A 21,478-nucleotide genomic window follows, 5' to 3' on the forward strand; every position below is an offset into this window, starting at 1 on the left:
GGGGGAACAAGGTGGAATGGCGGGTGCGGAGGGTTAGTGGATGTGACCAGATAGTAGTTGTGTGGGGGAAATCATAACCCGGTTGAGCGAAGTGGGGGTTTGCCGAGTACGTTTCCAACTCGGCAGTAACTTCGGGTGGTAACCCGGGTGGGGCTGGCTCGTTGCACGTGGGTGAACGGTCCGGGGTGGCGGGAGGTGGGCGGTGGGCGCCGAGGTGGTGATCGAGGGGCTGACCAAGAGCTTCGGCAACCAGGCCATCTGGCGGGACGTGTCGCTGAGCCTGCCGCCGGGGGAGGTGTCGGTGATGCTCGGGCCGTCCGGGACCGGGAAGTCGGTGTTCCTCAAGTCCATGATCGGGCTGCTCAAGCCCGACCGGGGGCGGTGTGTGATCAACGGCGTTGACATCGTCACCTGTTCCGAGGCGAAGCTCTACGAAGTCCGGAAACTGTTCGGCGTCTTGTTCCAGGATGGCGCGTTGTTCGGGTCGATGAACCTGTTCGACAACGTGGCCTTCCCGTTGCGGGAGCACACCCGCAAGTCCGAGGCGGAGATCAAGCGGATTGTGCTGGACAAGCTCGATCTGACCGGGTTGCAGGGCGCGGAGCGGAAACTCCCCGGCGAGATCTCCGGTGGTATGCGCAAGCGGGCCGGGTTGGCGCGGGCGTTGGTGTTGGACCCGGAGATCATTCTTTGCGACGAGCCGGATTCCGGGTTGGACCCGGTGCGGACCGCTTACCTGAGCCAGCTCCTGATCGACCTCAACGCGCAGATCGACGCGACCATCCTCATCGTCACGCACAACATCAACCTGGCGAGAACCGTTCCGGACAACCTGGGCATGTTGTTCCGCAAGGAACTCGTCATGTTCGGGCCGCGGGAAGTCCTGTTGACCAGTGACGAGCCGGTGGTCGCCCAGTTCCTCAACGGGCGCAGGCTGGGGCCGATCGGGATGTCCGAGGAGAAGGACGCCGCGCAGATGGCCCAGGAGGAGGCGCACGCGGCGGCCGGGCACTCGGACGGGTCGTCCGATGAGGACCTGCGCGGGGTGGTCCCGCAATTGGAACCGACCCCGGGATTACCGGAGCGGCAGGCGGTGCGCAGGCGCAAGGACCGGGTCATGCGAATCCTGCACACCCTTCCCGACGCCGCCCGGCAGGGCATCGTCGACTCGCTGACCCAGGACGACAGAATCCGCTACGGGTTGACCGCGCCGACCCCTCGACCGCGTGTGGACGACACTCGGGAAACCGGTCGGGTATGAAGGCGGCGACCGGGGCGTTGCGCGAAACAGGGCGGTTGTTCGCCCTGGCGCTCGACGTCGTGGTCAACGTTTTCCGGCGGCCGTTCCAGACCCGGGAGTTCATCCAGCAGTGCTGGTTCATCGCCAGCGTCACCATTCTGCCGACCGCGTTGGTGGCCATCCCGTTCGGCGCGATCGTGGCGCTGCAACTGGGCACGCTGATCGTGCAGTTGGGGGCGCAGTCGTTCACCGGGGCGGCGAGCGTGCTGGCGATCATCCAGCAGGCGGCGCCGCTGGTGACCGCGTTGCTGGTGGCGGGTGCGGGCGGGTCGGCGATCTGCGCGGACATCGGGTCGCGCACCATCCGCGAGGAGATCGACGCCATGGAGGTCCTCGGCGTCTCCCCGGTGCAGCGGCTGGTGGTGCCCAGGGTGTTGGCCGCCATGCTGGTCGCCGTCCTGCTCAACGGGTTGGTCAGCGTGGTCGGCGTGATGGGCGGGTACTTCTTCAACGTCGTCCTGCAGGGCGGCACCCCCGGCGCGTACCTGGCCAGCTTCTCCGCGCTGGCGCAGTTGCCGGACCTGTGGATCAGCGAGGTCAAGGCGTTGATCTTCGGGTTCATCGCCGGGGTGGTGGCGGCCCACCGCGGGCTCAACCCCAAGGGCGGCCCGAAGGGCGTCGGGGACGCGGTGAACCAGTCCGTGGTGATCACCTTCCTGCTGCTGTTCTTCGTCAACTTCGTGCTGACCGCGGTGTACCTGCAGGTCGTACCGGCGAAGGGGAGCTGATGATCATCGACTCCGCTCGCCGGATCGCCCGGCGCCCGCTGCGGGTGTTGGACCAGCTCGGCGACCAGCTCTCCTTCTACGTCCGGGCGCTGGCCTGGATCCCCCGCGCGCTGCGCCGCTACACCCGGGAGACGATGCGGCTGCTGGCCGAGGTCAGCTTCGGCAGCGGCGCGCTCGCGGTCATCGGCGGCACGGTGGGCGTGATGGTCGGCCTGACCGTGTTCACCGGGGTCGTGGTCGGCCTGCAGGGCTACGCCGCGCTCGACCAGATCGGCACGGCCGCGTTCTCCGGGTTCGCCTCCGCCTACATCAACACCCGGGAGATCGCGCCGCTGGTCGCCGGGCTGGCGTTGTCGGCGACGGTCGGGTCCGGGTTCACCGCCCAACTCGGCGCGATGCGGATCTCCGAGGAGATCGACGCGCTGGAGGTGATGGCGGTGCCGAGCCTGCCGTTCCTGGTCACCACCCGGATCATCGCCGGGTTCATCGCCGTCATCCCGCTCTACATCGTCGGCCTGCTCACTTCCTACCTCGCGTCGCGGACGATCGTGGTCGAGTTCTACGGCCAGTCCGCGGGCACCTACGACCACTACTTCAACCTGTTCCTGCCACCGCAGGACGTGTTCTGGTCGTTCGGCAAGGTGCTGATCTTCGCCGTGATCATCATCCTGACGCACTGCTACTACGGCTACACCGCCGGCGGCGGCCCGGCCGGGGTCGGCATCGCGGTCGGGCGGGCGGTGCGGACCACCATCGTCACCGTCGCGCTGGTGAACTTCTTCATCGGCTTCGCGATCTGGGGCACCACGACGACAGTGCGGATCGCGGGATGAAGACGATCCGGCGCAGGCTCAACGGTCTGCTGTTCATCGTGGTCATCGCCGGCCTGGTGGCGCTGAGCATCGCCTTGTACAACAAGGCTTTCACCCCGGTCGACAACGTCACGCTCACCACGGACAACGTGGGAAACCAGCTCGCGGTGCACTCGGACGTCAAGGTGCGCGGCCTGGTCGTGGGTGAGGTCCGCGGGATCACCCCGACCGGGGCGGGCGCCGAACTCGACCTCGCGCTGGAGCCGGACAAGATCGGGATGATCCCGAGCAACGTCTCCGCCCGGTTCCTGCCCAAGACCCTGTTCGGCGAGCGCTATGTCGCCCTGCAGATCCCCGACGACGCCTCGGCCAAGCCGCTGGCCGCCGGGGACCGCATCCACCAGGACACCTCGGTGCAGGCCGTCGAGTTGGAGCAGGCGTTGCAAAGCCTCCTCCCGGTTCTGCAGGCCGTGCAGCCGCAGAAGCTGTCGAGCACGTTGACCGCGATCTCCACCGCGTTGCAGGGTCGCGGCAAGGACCTCGGCAAGACCCTGTCCGACCTGGGCGATCTCGTCGGCGACCTGAACCCGCACCTGCCCCAGTTGCAGAAAGACCTGCGCACGCTGGCCACCGTCAGCGACACCTACGCCGATGCCGCCCCCGACCTGGTCCAGGCGCTGACCGACCTCACCGCGACGTCGAAGACCATCGCCGACCAGCGGTCCAACCTGGACGCCCTCTACGCGACGGCGACCACGGCGTCGCGGGACCTGGAGTCGTTCCTGCGGGTCAACCGGGGCAACCTGATCCAGCTCGCCGACACGTCCCGCCCGACGCTGGAGACGCTGGCCCGGTACGCGCCGGAGTACCCGTGCCTGCTGCAGTTGATGTCCGAGGACGTCGACGCGCTCGACAAGGCTTTCGGCAAGGGTACGAACAAGCCCGGTCTGCACGCGACGATCGAGGTCACCGTGAACCGCGGCCCGTACAAGCCGGGCAAGGACGAGCCGCGCTACGAGGAGAACCGCGGTCCGCGTTGCTACGACTTCACCAAGTTCCCGTCGCCGTTCCCGCAGTCCCCGCCGGATGGCCCATTGCGTGACGGCGCGTCCAACCCGGCGCCCGCCCGGTCTGTCCAAGATGGACTGTTGCCGCCCGCGAACCCGGCGAACCCGGGCCAGACGAGCACGAACGCGGCGACCGACGGTGCCGACCTGGGTATCGCGAACTCGCCGCAGGAGCGGGCTTTCCTGGCCGAGCTCATCGCGCCGGACCTGGGTGTCCAGCCAGAGCAGGTGCCGGGCTGGTCGAGCCTGCTGCTCGGCCCGGCGTTCCGGGGTGCGGAGGTGAGCTTCAAGTGAGGGGTCTCGCCGCGCCGCTGGTCAAGCTGGCCGTGTTCATGGTGGTCACCGTCGCCGCCACCGCCGTGCTCGCGATCAGCATCGCCAACGTCGACCTGGCCGACACGGACAGCTACGGCGCCCGGTTCACCGACGCCACCTCGCTGCTGCCCGGGGACGACGTGCGGATCGCCGGGGTGCGGGTCGGGCAGGTCGAGGACGTCCAGGTCGCCGACCACAACCAGGCCCAGGTGACGTTCACCGTCGACGCGAACCGCAGGCTGCCCGCCTCGGTGGTCGCGCAGATCAAGTTCCGGAACCTGGTCGGCCAGCGCTACATCGCGCTCAGCCAGGGCGCCGCGGACAACCCCAGTGCCGTGCTCAACCCGGGCGACACGATCCCGGTCAAGCAGACCAAACCGGCGCTGGACCTGACCCAGTTGTTCAACGGGTTCAAGCCGTTGTTCCAGGCCCTGTCGCCGGACGACGTGAACAAGCTGTCCTACGAGGTCATCCAGGTCCTGCAGGGCGAGGGCGGCACGATCGACACGCTGCTGACCCACACGGCCTCGCTGACCAGCGCGCTCGCCGACCGGGACAAGGTCATCGGCGACGTGATCACCAACCTGAACAGCGTGCTCACCACGGTCAACGCGCACGGCGAGCAGTTGTCCACCGTGATCGTCCAGGTGCAGCAGTTGGTCAGCGGTCTCGCCGAGGACCGCAAGCCGATCGGCGACGCGATCGACGCCCTCGGCGGTCTGACCACAACGACGTCTGGCCTGCTCGGCCAGGCCAGGGAGCCGTTGAAGCAGGACATCGCGAACCTGGGTGGGCTGGTGAAGACGTTGGACGACAACGAGTCCACCGTGGAGCACTTCATCCAGTTCCTGCCGACCAAGACGTCCGCCTTGACCCGCACGGTCAGCTACGGCTCCTGGTTCAACTTCTTCCTGTGCGAGGCGTCCGGCGAGGTCGGGGTGCCGGGTCTGGTGACCACACCGCTGGAGATCCCGGTGCTGCCCGCCAACCAGGCCCGGTGTCTGCAATGAGGGGGTGCCCGCGATGAGGTCCTTCCGGTCCCGGAACCCGGTGCCGATCGGCCTGGTCAGCCTGTTGACCATCGGTCTGGTGCTGCTGGCCGCGGTCTACTCCGACGACCTGCCGATCATCGGCGGCGGCACGACCTACAGCGCCGAGTTCGCCGAGGCCGCCGGGCTGCGGCCGGACGACGAGGTGCGGATCGCCGGGGTGAAGGTCGGGTCGGTCTCGGACGTGTCGCTGGACCGGGACCGGGTGGTCGTCCGGTTCAAGGTCAAGGACGCCTGGGTCGGCGACCAGTCCCGGGCCGAGATCAAGATCAAGACCTTGCTGGGCCAGAAGTTCCTGGCGCTGGACCCGGTGGGCACCAAGGTCCTCGACCCGGGCACCCGCATCCCGCGGGACCGCACGACCGCCCCCTACGACGTGCTGGAGGCGTTCCGCGGTCTGGCCGACACGGCCAACGACATCGACACGACCCAGTTGGCCAAGAGCTTCGAGGTGCTCTCACAAACGTTTGCCGACACCCCCGGCGACGTGCGCGGCGCGCTCAACGGCCTGCAGTCGCTCTCGCGCACCATCTCCTCGCGGGACCGGGAACTCGCCCACCTGCTGGCCAACACCAAGCAGATCTCCACGACCCTGGCCGACCGGGACGCCGAGGTCACCACGCTGCTCTCCGACGGCAGCCTGCTGCTCAACGAGCTCAACAACCGCAAGAACGCGATCGCCGCGCTGCTCACCGGCACCAAGGACCTCTCGACCCAGTTGCAGGGCCTGGTGTCGGACAACACCGCGCAGCTCGGCCCGGTGCTGCAGAACCTCGACCAGTTGACCGCCATGTTGCAGCGCAACCAGGACGCGCTGGCCGAGGGCATCAAGAAGTTCGCCCCGTTCGTCCGCCAGTTCAACAACGCGATCGGCACCGGCCGCTGGTTCGACAACTACATCTGCGGGCTGCTGCCGCCGTCGATCGGCCCGGTCAACCAGCAAGGCTGTCTGGGGGCCGGGAAATGAGCGCGCGATGAGCACCTTCAGCACCAAGGCCCGCCGTGACGCCGCCCGGCTGGTGACCGTCGCCTGCGTGCTCGGGCTGGTGGTCGCGGCCGTGTTGTGGTGGCTGTTCAGCGAACCGAACTCCAAGCGCTACACCGCCGTCTTCGCGGGCGTGGTCGGGCTCTACGAGGACAACGACGTCCGGGTGCTTGGTGTCCGGGTCGGCACCATCGACAAGATCACCCCGCGCGGGGACCGGGTCGAGGTGGAGATGTCCGTGGACCGGACCGTGCAGATCCCGGCCGACGCGCAGGCCGTGATCGTCGCGCCGTCGCTGGTGTCCGACCGGTACGTGCAGCTCACCCCCGCCTTCACCGGCGGCGCCGAGCTGGCGACCGGCGCGGTCATCCCCAGGGACCGCACGGCCGCCCCGCTGGAGGTCGACGACCTCTACGCCAGCCTCGCCCGGGTCAGCGAGACCCTAGGCCCCAACGGGGCCAACAAGGACGGCGCCCTGGCCGACCTGCTGAACACGCTGGCCAAGAACCTGGACGGCAACGGGCAGGCGGTGCACGACACCGTCACCCAGCTCGGGCAGCTCAGCAGCACCCTGTCCGGCAACTCCGACGACCTGTTCGGCACGATCACCCAACTGCAGAAGTTCACCAGCACGCTGGCCGCCGACGACGACAACGTGCGGGAGTTCACCGGCGAGCTGGCCGAGGCGTCGAAGTTCCTCTCCGGTGAGCGCGGCAACCTGGCCGAGGCCGTCGACCAGCTCGGCATCGCGCTGACCTCGGTGCGGCAGTTCATCAACGACAACCGGGGCCGGATCAAGTCCAATGTGGACAAGCTGGCCTCGGTGACCAGGGTGCTGGTCGACCAGCGGGCCGCGCTCGCCGAGACGCTGGACGTGGCCCCGCTGGCGCTGAGCAACGTGATCAACACCTACAACGCCTCGTCCGGGACGCTCGACGCGCGCGCCGACCTCAACGAGCTGACCCAGCCGCCGATCGTCACCGTGTGCAAGCTGGTCCGCCAGGGCACCGCGAAACCGCTGCCGACGACGCTGGCCGACCTGTGCGACCAACTGGCCCCCGTGGTCCAGGGCGCGGTCCCGCTGCCGTCGCCCGCCCAGGTCATCGAGTCCATGCGGAACGGGAAGCTCCCGATCCTGCCGCTGCCCGCCGCCGGTGACATCTACTCGCTCGGGGGTGGCACATGAGGCGCCTGGCATTGGCCGCTGTGTTCGCCACCGCCGCGATGGCCTTGTCTAGCTGCGGTTTTACCGGGATCTACGACCTGCCGCTGCCCGGTGGCGCTGATCTCGGCGACCACCCGTACCGGGTCAGGGTGCAGTTCAAGGACGTGCTGGACCTCGTGCCGCAGTCGGGTGTGAAGGTCAACGAGGTCACCGTGGGTCGGGTCGACAGCATCGCGCTGGCCGCCGACGGGTGGACCGCCGAGGTCACCCTGCTGGTCAACGGCGGCGTCGACCTGCCCGCGAACGCCCTCGCCCAACTGCGCCAGTCCAGCCTCCTCGGCGAGAAGTACGTCGAGCTCAGCCCGCCGCCCACCCAGGCCAGCGGCAAACTCGCCGACGGTGCGCTCATCCCGGTCGACCGCACCAACCGCAACACCGAGGTCGAAGAGGTCTTGGGCGCGCTGTCCATGCTGCTCAACGGCGGCGGCGTCGAGCAGTTGCAGACCATCACCAAGGAGCTGAACGCGGCGACCGACGGCAACGAGACCGCGCTCCGCTCGTTGCTGGGCAACGTCAACACCATGGTCACCACGCTCGACGCGGGCAAGGACGACATCGTGCGCGCCCTCGACGGCGTCAACCGGCTCGCCAGCACCCTCAACGCCCAGAAGGACCGGGTCGCCGACGTCGTCGACAACATCGGGCCCGGTCTGCAGGTCCTCGCCGACCAGCGCCACCAGTTGGTCACCATGCTGCAGAGCCTCGACTCGCTGTCCGGGGTCGCGGTCGACACGGTCAACAAGAGCCAGGCCGACCTGGTCGCCGACCTCAAAGCCCTCACCCCGACGCTGCAGAAGCTCGGCGAGGCGGGCACCAACCTGCCCAAGTCCCTGGAGCTGCTGCTCACCTTCCCGTTCACCGACCAGGCCGTGAAGGGCGTTCAGGGCGACTACTTCAACCTCTACGCCAAGATCGACCTGAACCTGCAGGACATCGTCGACAACCTCAGCCGTTCCCGGCAGAACCCGCTGCAGGACGTGCCGATCGTCGGGCAGTTGACCAACGGGCAGACCGGCGTCCCCGCCAACGCCCCACCACGACTGCCGTTGCCCGCCATGCCGTCGTTGCCGTCGTTGCCGGTGCCCAGTACCTCGGGCAACCAGCACCAACCCGGACTGTTCGACATCCTGCTGGGCGGTGGGGCCTGATGTTGACCGGGAAGGTCCGCCTGCAGTTGGTCGCGTTCCTGGTGATCTCGGTGCTCGCCGTTGGCTACGCGGCGTTCCGGTTCACCGACATCGGACGGGTGTTCGGCGCCAACGGCTACCGGGTCACCCTGCAGCTCGCCGACTCCGGGGGCATCTTCACCAACGCCGAGGTCACCTACCGGGGCGTCACCGTCGGCCGGGTCGGGGCGCTGCACCTGACCCACGACGGCATCGACGTCGACCTGGACATCGACCCCTCGGCGCCGGTGATCCCGGCCGACCTGGACGCGGTCGTCGCCAACCGGTCGGCGGTGGGGGAGCAGTTCGTCGACCTGCGGCCGCGCACCGAGACCGGGGACGGGCTGCGGGACGGGTCGGTGATCCCGGTCGGCCGGACCAAGACACCGGTCAGCACGGACACCGTCATCCGCGACCTGGACTCGCTGGCCACCTCGGTCCCGACCGACTCGCTGCGGACCGTCGTGGACGAACTGGACAAGGCGTTCAACGGGACCGGCCAGGACCTGCGCACGCTCATCGACACGACCGGCGAGTTCACCGAGGCGGCGAAGGTCAACCTGCCGCAGACGATCAAGCTGATCGACGACGGGTCGATCGTGCTGGCCACCCAGGCCGCCCAGTCCGGGAACATCAAGTCGTTCGCCTCGGACCTGAAGGACCTCTCCGCGCAACTGCGCTCGTCCGACCCGGACATCCGGCGACTGATCGCGGCGACCCCGGGCGCGGCCGACGCGGTGTCCGGGCTGCTGCGGGAGTCCGGGCAGGGCATCGGGTACCTCACCGCGAACCTGCTGACCACGTCGAACATCCTGGTCACCCGGGTCAACGGGCTCGAACTGGCGCTGGTGGCCTACCCGGTCGTCGCGGTCGGACCGAAGACAGTCGCCCCGGACGGGACCGCCCACCTCGGGCTCGTGCTCAACCTGTTCGACCCGCCCGCCTGCACCCGCGGCTACGAGGGCACCCAGCGCCGCGCGGGCAACGACACCACGCCGGTCCCGGAGAACTCGCAGGCGTACTGCGCGGAACCGGTCGGCAGCCCGATCACCGTGCGCGGCTCGCAGAACGCGCCCTACGGCGGCAAACCCGTCGCCCCAACTCAGGGGCAGGTGGCCGCGAACAAGGACCGGTCCGCCCAGGAACTCGCGGAGCTGGCGCAGGACAGCGTCCCCGGCACAATCACCCAACCGGGAGTGCCGCGGCTCGCAGCCCTCGCCGACCTGCTCGGCCTCGGGGGATAGCCTGCCCGTGCCGTGGACAAGAGGAGCCAGATGACCGTCGACGTTGATGGTGGTGACACCGGGACCGCCGAGCCGACCGCCGAGGAACCGGAGCGGTCCCGGCGGCGCGTCCGGCACCCGGTCTATCTGGGGCTGCTGGTGCTGATGATGGTGTCAACCGTGTTCATGGCCTGGTTCGGGTTCGCGTGGCTGCGCGCGTACAACAACGACGACCTCGACGTGGCCCGCACCCGCGACGAGGCCGCCCGGGTCGCCGGTGCCGCGTTGGTCACCGTCAGCACCCTGGACTACCGGCACGTCGACCAGGACCTCGACCGCTGGATCAACGCCTCCACCGGCGCGTTGCACGACGACTTCGTCAACCGGCGGGCCACCAGCAAGACCACCCTCGAACAGGCGAAGACCACCACCACCGCCAGCGTCCTCAAGATCGCGGTCACCGACCTGCGCGACCGCGAGGGCACCGCGACCGTCATCGCCGCGCTCAAGGTCGACGTGACCCCGGAGGGCAAGCAGGCCACCCCGAAGTACCTGCGCCTGCAGGCCACGGTGGTCCGCACCGACCAGGGCTGGAAGCTCAGCGACGTGACCCCCGTCCCGTTCACCCCCGCAGGCTGAGAGGACCGCACCCGTGCCGACCCCACCCCGCCGCCGCGCAGGCGGTCCCGCCGCCCGCCGCCCCCGCGTAGCGGGCCTGCGCAAGCCGACCGCCCAGCCCCGCCAAGACCTCCCCGAGGACCCCGCCGACTCCCAGCCGGTTGAGCCACCCGAGCAGGTTCGGTCTGCCCGCCCGCGTCCCCGCCCCGCCGAGCCGGCCGCCGACCCGGACCCGGCCCAGGAGCCCGCCGACCAGGCCGTGACCAGCGGGGTCATCGGCGGCGCAGGCAAGCCGACCGGCAAGCGCCGGGAGACCGGTGCCCCGGTCGAGCCCCCTCGCCAGGTCACCACCACCACCGAGCAGCGCACCCCTGGGCGGATCGCCCGGTGGTTCGCCCCGAGTGTGTGGACCGGCGTCCAGGCGGGCGTGGTGATCGTGCTGTTCGTCGCCGCCGGGTTCTGGTTCAAGGGGGAGGCCGACGCGTTGACCAGCGGGGTTGACGGTGACAACACCGCGTTGGTCGACTCGGCCGCGACCAGCGAGGTGCAGGGGAAGCTGACCGTGGCCGTCGAGCGGACGCTGTCCTACAGCTACACCGACCTCGACGCGAGCGCGAAGGCGGTCAAGGAGACGCTGGCGGGTACCGCCGTCTGCCAGTACGACAAGTTGTTCGCCCAACTGCGCACGCTCGCCCCCGAGCAGAAGCTGGTGGTGACCTCCAAGGTCCGCGACATGGGCATCCAGCGGCTGGAGGGGGCCAAGGCGGACGTGCTCGTGTTCGTCGACCAGTCGACCACCCGGGCCGACCAGGACCAGACGACCGCCAGCGGGGCCCTGTTCGGCATCCGGGCGGAGAAGCTGGACGGCACCTGGAAGATCACCGACTTCGACCTGCTCGACCAGCCCGCCGCCGTCGCCCAGGCCCCCGGCGGCTGTGGCTAGCAGCAGTGTTTGCGCAGGTCAAGGGCCGATCGGTGAGCGGCGTCGCACTGCTGCAAAAGTGGTCTGGTTAGCGTGGCATCTTGACTCGGGGACCGCTCGGGGTCAGTCTGTTACCCAGCACGTACTGAGCGGGAGGACCGATTGAGCGGCGGGCCTCGACAGTCGCCTCTATAGTGGCTAGACTGCCCCTTTGCGCTGCCCACTTTCCGCACGCCCTTTGCCAAGAGCTAGGATGTTGGGCACCACGGCACCCTTGACAGGCGCGTTATCTGTTGCTAGCGCGGCTGTCAACCGCTCATAGTCCTGGAAGGACGCATCTTGGCAGTCTCCCGCGCGACCAAGGCCACTGCTGCGACCAACTCCACCCCCTCGAACGCCGGCATCCCGAACGCCCCCCGCCGGGTCTCGTTCGCGAAGATCCGCGAGCCGCTGGGCACCCCCAACCTGCTGGACCTGCAGATCCAGTCGTTCGAGTGGTTCACCGGCAACGAGGCGTGGTTCCAGCGCCGCGTCGACGCCGGTGACGAGAACCCCGTCGGCGGCCTTGAGGAAGTCCTCAACGAGATCTCCCCGATCGAGGACTTCTCCGGCTCCATGTCCCTGTCCTTCTCCGACCCGCGCTTCGACGAGGTCAAGGCCTCCGTGGAGGAGTGCAAGGACAAGGACATGACCTACGCGGCACCGCTGTTCGTCACGGCCGAGTTCACCAACAACACCACCGGCGAGATCAAGAGCCAGACGGTGTTCATGGGTGACTTCCCGGTGATGACGAACAAGGGCACGTTCATCATCAACGGCACCGAGCGGGTCGTGGTCTCCCAGCTCGTCCGTTCGCCGGGGGTCTACTTCGACACCGCGATCGACAAGACCACCGACAAGGACGTCTTCAGCGTCAAGGTCATCCCGAGCCGGGGCGCGTGGCTGGAGTTCGACGTCGACAAGCGCGACACCGTGGGCGTGCGCATCGACCGCAAGCGCCGCCAGCCGGTGACCGTGTTGCTCAAGGCGCTCGGCTGGACCACCGAGGCGATCCGCGAGCGGTTCCACTTCTCCGAGACCCTGCTGGCCACCCTGGAGAAGGACCACACCGCGGGCACCGACGAGGCGTTGCTGGACATCTACCGCAAGCTGCGCCCGGGTGAGCCGCCGACCAAGGAGTCGGCGCAGACCCTGCTGGAGAACCTGTTCTTCAAGGACAAGCGCTACGACCTGGCCAAGGTCGGCCGGTACAAGGTCAACAAGAAGCTGGGCGTGTCGCTGCCGATGCAGTCCGGCGTGCTGACCGAGGACGACATCGTCACCACGATCGAGTACCTGGTCCGGCTGCACGCGGGTGACACCGAGATGACCGTGGGCAAGGGCGAAGACGCCAACACGGTGCCGGTCGAGGTCGACGACATCGACCACTTCGGCAACCGCCGCCTGCGCACCGTCGGCGAGCTGATCCAGAACCAGATCCGGGTCGGCCTGTCCCGGATGGAGCGGGTCGTCCGCGAGCGGATGACCACCCAGGACGTCGAGGCGATCACCCCGCAGACCCTGATCAACATCCGCCCGGTGGTGGCGGCGATCAAGGAGTTCTTCGGCACCTCGCAGCTCTCCCAGTTCATGGACCAGACCAACCCGGTCGCGGGCCTGACCCACAAGCGCCGCCTGTCGGCGCTGGGCCCCGGCGGTCTGTCCCGGGAGCGCGCGGGCATGGAGGTGCGCGACGTGCACCACAGCCACTACGGCCGGATGTGCCCGATCGAGACGCCGGAAGGCCCGAACATCGGCCTGATCGGCTCGCTGTCGAGCTACGCGCGGGTCAACCCGTTCGGCTTCATCGAGACCCCGTACCGCAAGGTCGTCGAGGGCCAGGTCACCGACCAGATCGACTACCTGACCGCGGACGAGGAGGACCGGCACGTCATCGCGCAGGCCAACGCCCCGCTCGACGAGGAGAACCACTTCGCCGAGGAGCGCGTCCTGGTCCGCAAGCGCGGCGGTGAGGTCGAGTTCATCGAGCCGTTCGACGTGGACTACATGGACGTCTCGCCGCGGCAGATGGTGTCGGTCGCGACCGCGATGATCCCGTTCCTCGAGCACGACGCGGCCAACCGCGCGCTGATGGGCGCCAACATGCAGCGCCAGGCCGTTCCGCTGCTGCGCTCGGAGTCCCCGCTGGTCGGCACCGGCATGGAGCTGCGCGCCGCGGTCGACGGCGGCGACCTGGTCACCGCGTCGAAGTCGGGTGTGGTCGAGGAGCTCTCCGCCGACTTCATCACGATCATGGCCGACGACGGCACCCGGCAGACCTACGGGATGCACAAGTTCCGCCGGTCCAACCAGGGCACCTGCATCAACCAGAAGCCGATCATCGCCGAGGGCGACCGGATCGAGGCGGGCCAGGTCATCGCGGACGGTCCGTGCACCGAGGACGGTGAGATGGCCCTCGGCAAGAACCTGCTGGTGGCGATCATGCCGTGGGAGGGGCACAACTACGAGGACGCGATCATCCTGTCCCAGCGCCTGGTGCAGGACGACGTGCTCACCTCGATCCACATCGACGAGCACGAGATCGACGCGCGGGACACCAAGCTCGGCGCCGAGGAGATCACCCGGGACATCCCGAACGTCTCCGAGGAGGTCCTCGCGGACCTCGACGAGCGCGGCATCATCCGGATCGGCGCCGAGGTCGGCGCGGGCGACATCCTGGTCGGCAAGGTCACCCCGAAGGGCGAGACCGAGCTGACCCCGGAGGAGCGGCTGCTGCGCGCGATCTTCGGTGAGAAGGCCCGCGAGGTCCGCGACACCTCGCTGAAGGTGCCGCACGGCGAGACCGGCAAGGTCATCGGCATCCGGGTGTTCTCCCGCGAGGACGAGGACGAGCTGCCCCCCGGCGTCAACGAGCTGGTCCGGGTGTACGTGGCGCAGAAGCGCAAGATCCAGGACGGCGACAAGCTGGCCGGTCGGCACGGCAACAAGGGCGTCATCGGCAAGATCCTCCCGGTCGAGGACATGCCGTTCCTCGCCGACGGCACCCCGGTCGACGTCGTGCTGAACACCCACGGTGTGCCGCGACGGATGAACATCGGCCAGATCCTGGAGTCCCACCTCGGGTGGATCGCCAAACAGGGCTGGCAGATCGAGGGCAGCCCGGACTGGGCGTCGAAGCTGCCCGAGGACCTCTACGACGTCGAGCCGGACACCAACACCGCGACCCCGGTGTTCGACGGCGTGAAGGAGAACGAGCTGCAGGGCCTGCTCGCCTCCACCCGGCCGAACCGCGACGGCGAGCGGATGGTCAAGGAGGACGGCAAGGCGCAGTTGTTCGACGGTCGCAGCGGCGAGCCGTACCCGTACCCGGTCTCGGTCGGCTACATGTACATCCTCAAGCTGCTGCACCTGGTCGACGACAAGATCCACGCCCGGTCCACCGGCCCGTACTCGATGATCACCCAGCAGCCGCTCGGTGGTAAGGCGCAGTTCGGTGGTCAGCGCTTCGGTGAGATGGAGTGCTGGGCCATGCAGGCCTACGGCGCGGCCTACACGCTGCAGGAGCTGCTCACCATCAAGTCCGACGACGTGCTCGGCCGCGTGAAGGTGTACGAGGCCATCGTCAAGGGCGAGAACATCCCCGAGCCGGGCATCCCGGAGTCGTTCAAGGTGCTCCTCAAGGAGCTCCAGTCGCTGTGCCTGAACGTGGAGGTGCTGTCCAGCGACGGCGCGGCCATCGAGATGCGCGACGGCGACGACGAGGACCTGGAGCGTGCCGCGGCCAACCTCGGCATCAACCTGTCCCGCAATGAGTCGCCGTCCGTGGACGACGTCGTCAACTGACCTAGCCGCCGCCGCTGGGAACGGCTCGGAAAACCGTTCCCGGCGGGCCAGGCACTGATCCCCCCATTTTCGTGCTGTAACCAAGAAGGGGAGAAGAACAGACGTGCTGGACGTCAACTTCTTCGACGAATTGCGCATCGGCCTTGCTACCGCGGACGACATTCGGCAGTGGTCGTTTGGTGAGGTCAAGAAGCCGGAGACCATCAACTACCGGACGTTGAAGCCGGAGAAGGATGGGCTGTTCTGCGAGAAGATCTTCGGTCCCACCCGGGACTGGGAGTGCTACTGCGGCAAGTACAAGCGCGTGCGCTTCAAGGGCATCATCTGTGAGCGCTGTGGCGTCGAGGTCACCCGCGCCAAGGTGCGCCGCGAGCGGATGGGCCACATCGAGCTGGCCGCGCCGGTCACCCACATCTGGTACTTCAAGGGCGTGCCGTCCCGGTTGGGCTACCTGCTCGACCTGGCCCCCAAGGACCTCGAGAAGATCATCTACTTCGCGGCGTACGTGATCACCTCGGTGAACACCGAGCTGCGGCACAACGACCTGCCCACCCTCGAGTCCGAGATGGGCGTCGAGCGCAAGCAGGTCGAGAACAAGCGCGACGCCGACATCGAGGGCCGCGCGCAGAAGCTCGAAGCCGACCTGGCCCAGCTCGAGGCCGAGGGCGCCAAGAGCGACATCCGGCGCAAGGTCAAGGAGGGCGGCGAGCGGGAGATGCGCCAGCTCCGCGACCGCGCCCAGCGCGAGCTGGACCGGCTCGACGAGATCTGGACCACCTTCACCAAGCTCGACTCCAAGCAGCTCATCGCCGACGAGATGCTCTACCGCGAGCTGATCGACCGCTACGGCGACTACTTCACCGGGTCGATGGGCGCCGAGGCCATCCAGACCCTGGCCCGCGACTTCGACGTGGACGCCGAGGCCGACATCCTGCGCGAGACCATCCGCAGCGGCAAGGGCCAGAAGAAGCTGCGCGCGCTCAAGCGGCTCAAGGTCGTCGCCGCGTTCCAGGCGACCCGCAACTCGCCGATGGGCATGGTGCTCGACTGCGTCCCGGTGATCCCGCCGGACCTGCGGCCGATGGTGCAGCTCGACGGTGGCCGGTTCGCCACCTCCGACCTGAACGACCTCTACCGCCGGGTCATCAACCGGAACAACCGGTTGAAGCGGCTGATCGACCTCGGCGCGCCCGAGATCATCGTCAACAACGAGAAGCGGATGCTGCAGGAGGCCGTCGACGCGCTGTTCGACAACGGCCGCCGCGGCCGTCCGGTCACCGGTCCGGGCAACCGGCCGCTGAAGTCGCTGTCCGACCTGCTCAAGGGCAAGCAGGGCCGGTTCCGGCAGAACCTGCTCGGCAAGCGGGTTGACTACTCCGGCCGTTCGGTCATCGTGGTGGGCCCGCAGCTCAAGCTGCACCAGTGCGGCCTGCCCAAGGCGATGGCGCTGGAGCTGTTCAAGCCGTTCGTGATGAAGCGGCTGGTCGACCTGAACCACGCGCAGAACATCAAGTCCGCCAAGCGGATGGTCGAGCGGGCCCGCCCGGCCGTGTGGGACGTGCTGGAAGAGGTCATCACCGAGCACCCGGTGATGCTCAACCGCGCGCCCACCCTGCACCGCCTGGGCATCCAGGCCTTCGAGCCGCAGTTGGTCGAGGGCAAGGCGATCCAGTTGCACCCGCTGGTCTGCGAGGCGTTCAACGCCGACTTCGACGGTGACCAGATGGCGGTCCACCTGCCGCTGTCCGCCGAGGCGCAGGCCGAGGCGCGGATCCTGATGCTGTCGTCGAACAACATCCTGTCCCCGGCGTCGGGTCGCCCGCTGGCGATGCCGCGTCTGGACATGGTCACCGGCATCTACCACCTGACCCGCCCGAAGGCGGGCGGCGTCGGCGAGGGCCTGGCGTTCTCCTCGCCTGCCGAGGCCATCATGGCCTTCGACCGCGGCGTGATCGGCCTGCAGTCCGCGGTGAAGATCCGCATCTCGGACCGGTACCCCGGTGCGGGCATGCAGCCGGAGGGCTGGACCCCCGGTCAGCCGTGGCTGGCCGAGACCACCCTGGGCCGGGTGCTGTTCAACGAGCTGCTCCCGCCGGACTACCCGTTCATGAACGAGCCGATGCCGAAGAAGCGGCAGGCCGCGATCGTCAACGACCTCGCCGAGCGGTACCCGATGGTCACCGTGGCGCGGACGCTGGACAAGCTCAAGGACGCGGGCTTCTACTGGGCCACCCGCTCGGGTGTCACCATCGCCATCTCGGACGTCGTCGTACCGCCCGCCAAGAAGGGCATCCTCGACGAGTACGAGAAGAAGGCCGACACGGTCGAGAAGCGCTACCAGCGCGGTCAGCTCTCCGCGTCGGAGCGCAACAACGAGCTGGTCAAGGTCTGGTCGAACGCGACCGAGGACGTGGCCCGCGCGATGGAGGAGAACTTCCCGGAGGAGAACCCGATCCCGACGATCGTGAAGTCGGGCGCGGCGGGCAACATGACCCAGATCCGCCAGTTGGCGGGCATGAACGGTCTGGTGACCAACCCCCGGGGCGAGTTCATCCCGCGGCCGATCAAGGCGAACTTCCGCGAGGGCCTGTCGGTGCTGGAGTACTTCATCGCCACGCACGGTGCCCGCAAGGGTCTCGCCGACACCGCACTGCGCACCGCCGACTCGGGTTACCTGACCCGGCGTCTGGTGGACGTGTCGCAGGACGTCATCGTCCGCGAGGTCGACTGCGGCACCACCCGCGGCATCATGATGAAGCTCGGCGAGCCCGCGGGCGACAGGGCCGTGCGCGCCCAGCACGTGGAGACCGGCGTCTACGCGCGCTGCGTCGCCGACGAGGTCAAGGCGCCCAACGGCGAGGTCCTGCTCAACCGGGCCGACGACCTGGGCGACCCGGCCATCGAGAAGCTGCTGTCCTACGGCGTCACCAAGGTCAAGGTGCGCTCCGTGCTCACCTGCGAGGCCCAGGTCGGCGTGTGCGCGACCTGCTACGGCCGCTCGATGGCGACCGGCCAGTTGGTCGACATCGGTGAGGCCGTCGGCATCGTCGCCGCGCAGTCCATCGGTGAGCCCGGCACCCAGTTGACCATGCGCACGTTCCAGCAGGGCGGCGTCGTCAACGACGACATCACCACCGGTCTGCCCCGTGTGCAGGAGCTGTTCGAGGCCCGCGTCCCCAAGGGCAAGGCCCCGATCGCCGATGTCGACGGCCGGGTCCGGATCGAAGACGGCGACCGGTTCTGGAAGATCACCCTGATCCCGGACGACGGCAGCGAGGAGATCATCTTCGAGAAGCTGTCCAAGCGCCAGCGGCTCGCGGCCACCCCGGACGGCCCGCTGTCCGACGGTGACCACGTGGCGGTCGGCCAGCAGTTGCTCGAAGGCACCCGGGACCCGCACGAGGTGCTGCGCGTGATGGGTCCCCGCGAGGCGCAGTTGCACCTGGTGGACGAGGTCCAGAAGGTGTACCGGGCGCAGGGTGTGTCCATCCACGACAAGCACATCGAGGTCATCGTCCGGCAGATGCTGCGCCGGGTGACCATCCTGGACAGCGGTTCCGCCGAGTTCCTGCCCGGCGCGTTGATCGAACGCGCCGAGTTCGAGTCGGAGAACCGCCGCGTCGTGGCCTCCGGTGGCGAGCCCGCCTCCGGTCGCCCGGTCCTGATGGGCATCACCAAGGCGTCGCTGGCCACCGACTCGTGGCTCTCGGCGGCCTCCTTCCAGGAAACCACCCGCGTGCTGACCGACGCCGCCATCAACGGCCGCTCGGACAAGCTCGTCGGCCTGAAGGAGAACGTGATCATCGGCAAGCTGATCCCGGCCGGTACCGGCATCAACAAGTACCGCAACATCCAGGTCCAGCCGACCGAAGAGGCCCGGGTCGCCGCCTACGCGATCCCGTCCTACGACGACGGCTACTACACGCCGGACGTGTTCGGCACCGGCACCGGCGCGGCGGTCCCGCTGGACGACTACGACTTCGGTCGTGACTACCGGTAGTACCCCGCTCTGAGCGAAGACAACACCCCCGGCCACGGCCGGGGGTGTTGTCGTTTCCGCGTGCTTTCCCGCCGGTGACCACTTTCACCGGCAATTTCACAGAACTTCCTTGTGCCGGACCGCGTTCCGCCGTTCTGCTGGGCGTAGTTGATCTACGCCTGGGGTTCCGGCGTGGCTGGATCCCCTGATGCCGAGGGAAGTTCGTGAACGCGCGCGCAGTGGTGCTCACCGTCGTGGGCGGGGGCCTCGCCCTCGTGGTGCTGGGGTTGGCGGTGCGCGCCGACGCCATCGACCTGGCGGTCTACCGGGGTGGCGCGGAGGTGGTGCGCTCCGGCGGCCACCTGTACCGCGGCCCGGTCTGGAACGGGTTGTTGTTCACCTACCCGCCGTTCTCGGCCCTGCTGTTCACGCCGCTGGCCGTCATGTCCGGGACCGCGGCGAAAGTCCTTGCGGTGGTGGGGAACGGCGCGCTGCTGGTGTTCGTGGTCCGCCGATCCTGGCTGTCGCTGGGGGTTCGCGCGATCGCGCCGGTCGTCGGGGTCGTCGCCGCCCTGCTGCTGACCGAGACCGTGCACGCGAGTGTCTACGTTGGACAGATCAACTTGCTGCTCGTCGCGCTGGTGCTCGGAGATCTGACCGGGCGCGACGGGGTGTGGTGGCGCGGCGTCGGAGTCGGTCTCGCCGCTGGGCTCAAGCTCACGCCGCTGATCTTCATCGGCTACCTGCTCGTGGTTCGCCGGTTCCGCGAGGCCGCCGTCGCCGCGACGACGGCGGCGGGCACGGTCATCCTCGGGTTCATCGTGCTGCCACTGGACTCCGCCGACTACTGGTTCGGCGGCATGTTCGCCGACACAGGTCGCATCTACGCCGACCTGACCTCGCCGCACAACCAGTCGATCCGCGGATTGTTGCTGCGCGGCGGTTTCCCGCCGTGGGTGTGGGCCGTCGCCGCGGTGGTCGTGTGCGCCGCCACCCTCGTCGTCGCGACCCAGCTCACCCGACGCGGTGATCGGCTGCTCGCGATCACGGTGGTGGGCTTGGGCGCGGCGGCGATCTCCCCGTGGTCGTGGGGGCACCACTGGGTGTGGGTGGCGCCCCTCGTCGTGGTCGTGGCCGATCGCCTGTGGCACAGGCGGTTCTGGTGGTGTGTACCGGCGGTGCTGGTTCTCGGCACCTTGCCGCTGGTCTTGGCGCTCGCCGACCCGCCAGACGGCTCGGGTCCCGCGGTCGTGACCGGCTTGCTCCAGTTCGTCGTCGGGAACCTCTACCTGTTGGTGTTCCTGGCCGTCTTGGCGGTGTCGGCGCGGGATCAGCCCCCCGTCGGCACGACGATCGGCGTGACCTCGTAGCTGGTCACGTTGTAGGTGGCGCGCGGGTACTGGCCGCCGTTGCCGTACACGCCGGGGCCTTCGCCGTAGCCGTAGGCGTACGGGTTGCCGATGGCGGTGATCGGGCCTGAGGTTCGGGGGACGTCGCTGGTGAAGAAGCCGGGGCTGGCGGCGTAGAGGCCGTTGGTGGTGGTGTAGGCGGCCACGTAGGTCGCGTAGGGCTTCAGGGCGACCGGGGTGTCGAAGGTGAAGTGGAAGGGGTCCGGGGACGATGTCGTCGTGGCGACGAGTGTGCCGTCGGTGGACCACAGGTGCCCGACCGTGCCGCCGGTCGACGGGGCGGCGCCGTAGTAGGTGATTCCGGTGATGGTGCTGGGGCGGTCGACGAAGAACTTGAGGCCCAGCTCCATCGGGTGGTGCTCGTCGTACACCCCGGAGCTCTTGCTCGCGGGTAGGTAGCTGCACGGGCAGGTCACCGGGTCTGTGCGCGGGTAGCCGACCCGGATGTGGGCGAGCGGGAGGGCGACCGTGCGGAAGCTGTCGAGCACCACGCGGCCCCAGATGGTCAGCGGGCCGACCTGCCAGTCGTTCGGGGTGAGCGTGTACGTCCAGTCGGTCTGGCCTGCGCCCGCGATGACGAGGTAGTGGTTGGGGTCGCCGTCGGCGAGTTCGGTGTACTTCACGCCGTCGCCGGGGACACCCGCCGAGTGGCCGTGCAGGGTGATCGGTTGACCGGCGGTGACCAGCGTGTCGTCGGGCAGTCCGTCCAGCCACGCGGTGGGCGGTTCGGCGGCGTGGGCGGGGAGCTGGCCCAACAGCAGCAGCGGCAAGGCGAAGACAAGCGCGGCCAGGCGACGCACGGCACCCTCCTTGGCGGAAACCGGCCTTGGCGAAAAC

15 protein-coding genes are annotated in these 21,478 nt (G+C 68.6%); 14 read left to right on the forward strand and 1 reads right to left on the reverse strand.

Going from position 1 to position 21,478, the window contains the following annotated elements; translation table 11 throughout:
* Positions 1-202 precede the first annotated feature (202 nt).
* From H504_RS0119185 to H504_RS35960, 14 genes are all read left to right on the forward strand, one after another.
* Complete coding sequence (locus H504_RS0119185; protein WP_026424095.1) at positions 203-1,261, forward strand: ABC transporter ATP-binding protein; 1,059 nt, start codon at positions 203-205, stop codon at positions 1,259-1,261.
* On the forward strand, positions 1,258-2,028 hold the full coding sequence (locus tag H504_RS0119190; protein WP_026424096.1) for an MlaE family ABC transporter permease: 771 nt from the start codon (positions 1,258-1,260) through the stop codon (positions 2,026-2,028). Before H504_RS0119185 ends, H504_RS0119190 begins: the two co-directional genes overlap by 4 nt.
* Entirely contained in the window at positions 2,028-2,861 is an 834-nt protein-coding gene (locus H504_RS0119195; RefSeq protein WP_035304954.1) for an MlaE family ABC transporter permease, read from the forward strand. Before H504_RS0119190 ends, H504_RS0119195 begins: the two co-directional genes overlap by 1 nt.
* Complete coding sequence (locus H504_RS0119200; RefSeq protein ID WP_026424098.1) at positions 2,858-4,201, forward strand: MCE family protein; 1,344 nt, start codon at positions 2,858-2,860, stop codon at positions 4,199-4,201. The genes H504_RS0119195 and H504_RS0119200 overlap by 4 nt, the downstream gene beginning before the upstream one ends.
* Positions 4,198-5,232, forward strand: a complete 1,035-nt coding sequence (locus H504_RS0119205; protein ID WP_026424099.1) for an MCE family protein — start codon at positions 4,198-4,200, stop codon at positions 5,230-5,232. The genes H504_RS0119200 and H504_RS0119205 overlap by 4 nt, the downstream gene beginning before the upstream one ends.
* A 13-nt stretch (positions 5,233-5,245) precedes the next feature.
* Positions 5,246-6,238 carry an MCE family protein gene (locus tag H504_RS0119210; RefSeq protein ID WP_026424100.1) on the forward strand — a complete coding sequence of 331 codons (993 nt, stop codon included), beginning with the start codon at positions 5,246-5,248 and terminating at the stop codon, positions 6,236-6,238.
* Positions 6,239-6,245: 7 nt separating this feature from the next.
* On the forward strand, positions 6,246-7,442 hold the full coding sequence (locus H504_RS0119215; protein ID WP_026424101.1) for an MCE family protein: 1,197 nt from the start codon (positions 6,246-6,248) through the stop codon (positions 7,440-7,442).
* A complete protein-coding gene (locus H504_RS0119220; RefSeq protein WP_026424102.1) occupies positions 7,439-8,629 on the forward strand; it encodes an MCE family protein in 1,191 nt (396 codons plus the stop codon). Before H504_RS0119215 ends, H504_RS0119220 begins: the two co-directional genes overlap by 4 nt.
* Positions 8,629-9,891 (forward strand): MCE family protein, encoded by a 1,263-nt coding sequence (locus H504_RS0119225; RefSeq protein ID WP_026424103.1) that lies wholly within the window; start codon positions 8,629-8,631, stop codon positions 9,889-9,891. The genes H504_RS0119220 and H504_RS0119225 overlap by 1 nt, the downstream gene beginning before the upstream one ends.
* 30 nt (positions 9,892-9,921) lie before the next feature.
* The gene (locus H504_RS35950; RefSeq protein ID WP_051386036.1) at positions 9,922-10,509 is read left to right on the forward strand and encodes a hypothetical protein; all 588 of its coding nucleotides are present in this window, start codon (positions 9,922-9,924) and stop codon (positions 10,507-10,509) included.
* Positions 10,510-10,522: 13 nt separating this feature from the next.
* Positions 10,523-11,431, forward strand: coding sequence for a hypothetical protein (locus tag H504_RS35955; protein WP_157440515.1), 909 nt, complete (start codon positions 10,523-10,525; stop codon positions 11,429-11,431).
* 318 nt (positions 11,432-11,749) lie between these two features.
* Positions 11,750-15,253, forward strand: a complete 3,504-nt coding sequence (gene rpoB / locus H504_RS0119240) for a DNA-directed RNA polymerase subunit beta (RefSeq protein WP_026424104.1) — start codon at positions 11,750-11,752, stop codon at positions 15,251-15,253.
* Between the two features lie 103 nt (positions 15,254-15,356).
* A complete protein-coding gene (locus H504_RS0119245) occupies positions 15,357-19,253 on the forward strand; it encodes a DNA-directed RNA polymerase subunit beta' (protein WP_026424105.1) in 3,897 nt (1,298 codons plus the stop codon).
* Positions 19,254-19,456: 203 nt separating this feature from the next.
* Positions 19,457-20,602, forward strand: coding sequence for a glycosyltransferase 87 family protein (locus tag H504_RS35960; protein WP_084467885.1), 1,146 nt, complete (start codon positions 19,457-19,459; stop codon positions 20,600-20,602).
* On the opposite strand, the gene H504_RS0119255 is transcribed toward H504_RS35960, so the two are convergent.
* A complete protein-coding gene (locus H504_RS0119255) occupies positions 20,563-21,441 on the reverse strand; it encodes a DUF4082 domain-containing protein (RefSeq protein WP_026424106.1) in 879 nt (292 codons plus the stop codon). The two genes, H504_RS35960 and H504_RS0119255, sit on opposite strands and share 40 nt — an antisense overlap.
* Positions 21,442-21,478 lie beyond the last annotated feature (37 nt).

This window comes from Actinokineospora inagensis DSM 44258 (genome assembly GCF_000482865.1).
GTDB lineage: Bacteria > Actinomycetota > Actinomycetes > Mycobacteriales > Pseudonocardiaceae > Actinokineospora > Actinokineospora inagensis.